2 protein-coding genes are annotated in these 926 nt (G+C 55.1%); both read left to right on the forward strand.

The features are described from left to right. Positions 1-90 precede the first annotated feature (90 nt). Positions 91-507: an IS110 family transposase gene (locus ACFS7Z_RS27265; RefSeq protein WP_377492661.1), complete on the forward strand. Its 417-nt coding sequence runs from the start codon at positions 91-93 to the stop codon at positions 505-507. Continuing rightward, on the forward strand, positions 495-926 hold a 432-nt coding region (locus tag ACFS7Z_RS27270; protein ID WP_377492664.1), incomplete at its 3' end, for a transposase. The genes ACFS7Z_RS27265 and ACFS7Z_RS27270, both read left to right, overlap by 13 nt.

A 926-nucleotide genomic window follows, 5' to 3' on the forward strand; every position in this document is an offset into this window, starting at 1 on the left:
GCTATCACCTTGGATAAGCAAGTGTAAGACAAAAGGCAAGACGAGGGAGAAAGAAGGCCGCTTACTTCAACCACTCATGCTATGGAACAGATGACAAGACAGTGCGTGGGCATCGACATCGCTAAAAAGAACTTCACCGCCTGCGTTTGCAAACTCTCCCCCAGCTCCGGCCTGTGCTTCTCCCAGGTGGCAACCTTTGAGAACAGCACCAGGGGCTTCAACCAACTGCTCAAATGGTCGCGCAAGCAAACCACTGGTGCCTCGCCGGTGAGTTTTGTGATGGAGGCCACGGGTGTTTACTATGAGCCCCTGGCCTATCACCTGCACAAGCTTAAACAGGCTGTCTCGGTTGTGCTCCCCAACAAGGTCAAGCACTTCGGCAAGAGCCTCAACGTCAAAAGCAAGACAGACCGCATCGACACCAGAGTCATTGCCCAGCTGGGGGCTGAGCGCCAGCTATCCCTTTGGCAACCACCGGCCCCTGTTTTAAAGCCTTGCGGGAACTGACAAGACACTGCACAGACCTTAAGCAAGAGCGGACAGTGCTGCTCAACAGGCTCAGCGCCCTGCTCTTGGCGCATGAGCCCCAGGCATTCGTTATCAGGTCTCACAAGGAGATGATAAAGAAGTTTGACACCGAGATAGCCAAGTGTGAGGCCCAGATAAAGGCTGTGCTCCAAAAGGAGGAATGGCTGCAGGAGAAGGTCAGCAGGCTTCTCACCATCAAAGGAGTGGGAATGATGAGCCTGGCCATTGTACTGGCGGAGACCCAGGGCTTTGCTCTCATCACCAACGCCAAGCAGCTCACCAGCTACGCTGGCTTCGATGTGGTGGAAAGAGAGTCCGGCACCAGCGTCAGGGGCAAGACCAGGATATCCAAGAAAGGCAACGGCAGGATAAGGACAGCCCTTTACTTCCCGGCCCTG

Origin of the sequence: Pontibacter toksunensis (genome assembly GCF_042686245.1) — a bacterium.
GTDB lineage: Bacteria > Bacteroidota > Bacteroidia > Cytophagales > Hymenobacteraceae > Pontibacter > Pontibacter toksunensis.

Coding starts and splice junctions, on each gene's coding strand:
- ACFS7Z_RS27265 (WP_377492661.1), top strand. CDS start 91: ATGACAAGACAGTGCGTGGGCATCGACATCGCTAAAAAGAACTTCACC.